This is a genomic window from Veillonella sp. 3627, from assembly GCF_003992195.1.
Classification (GTDB): Bacteria; Bacillota; Negativicutes; order Veillonellales; family Veillonellaceae; genus F0422.
The window spans coordinates 1-953 of record NZ_RQVG01000022.1; the positions used below are offsets into that span (position 1 = coordinate 1).

General features: G+C 41.6%; 1 pseudogene. It reads left to right on the top strand.

From position 1 onward, the window contains the following. Positions 1–953: pseudogene (locus EO114_RS07765) on the top strand (hypothetical protein); the annotation flags it as partial.

Genomic DNA, 953 nt, shown 5'->3' on the forward strand with positions numbered 1-953 from the left:
GGAGAGTTAATTAAACCAAGCAATACTGTAGAAATGGTAGCAGGCAATAACTTGACTGTGAAGCAGGATGCAAATGGCAAAATTACATACGCTACGAAAGATAATGTGACTTTCACAAATGTGGATACAGGCACGTTGAACGTAGGTAGCCCAAATACTTATACAGATGGTAAAGGTAATACGTACACGAAAGTGGGCGACAACTATTACAAACCAGCTGATGTAGTGAATGGCGCTCCAAAACCAGGTGCAACACCAGTGGATGTAACAACAACACCTGTTACACCAGTGAGCCCTGTGACAATGAAAGCAGAAGCGGCAAAACCAGCTACGAATAATGCATCAGATGCACAACCATCTTCCGCATTAAATGTCACATCTAAGGATGGTAAACCAACACAAATTACAGGTGTAGGTTCCACGTTGAATACTAAATCTGTAGATACTACACCACAAGGTACAGCGCCAGGTGCTACTCCTAACACAACACCAACAAACTTAGTTGATTTGGAAGGTACAGCCGATGCGCCTGTGAATAAAAACGCAGCAGCTACGGTAGGTGATTTACAAAATATGGGCTGGGTTGTCACTACGAAAGATGGTAACGGCTATAAAGATGTGGTGAAAAACGCAAATGTAGTTGATTTCAAAGGCGGTAAAGGTATTGAAATTACTGGTAAAACATTGACTGATGGCACTCGTGAAATTACGGTAGGTATCAAAGAAGGGGAAGTTACGAATAAAGTAACGATAACTAATGCAAATGGTACAAAAACTGATGCAGTTAAAATTGGAGATAACTACTACAAAGTAGACAAAGATGGTAAACCAATAGGATTCGAAAAAGGTCCAGATGGTAAACCAGCAGGTACTCCATTGAAGGTTGATCCTAAGACTGACAAAGTAACGAATGCGGGCGCAGGCTTTGTGACAGGTAATACAGTGGCGAATGC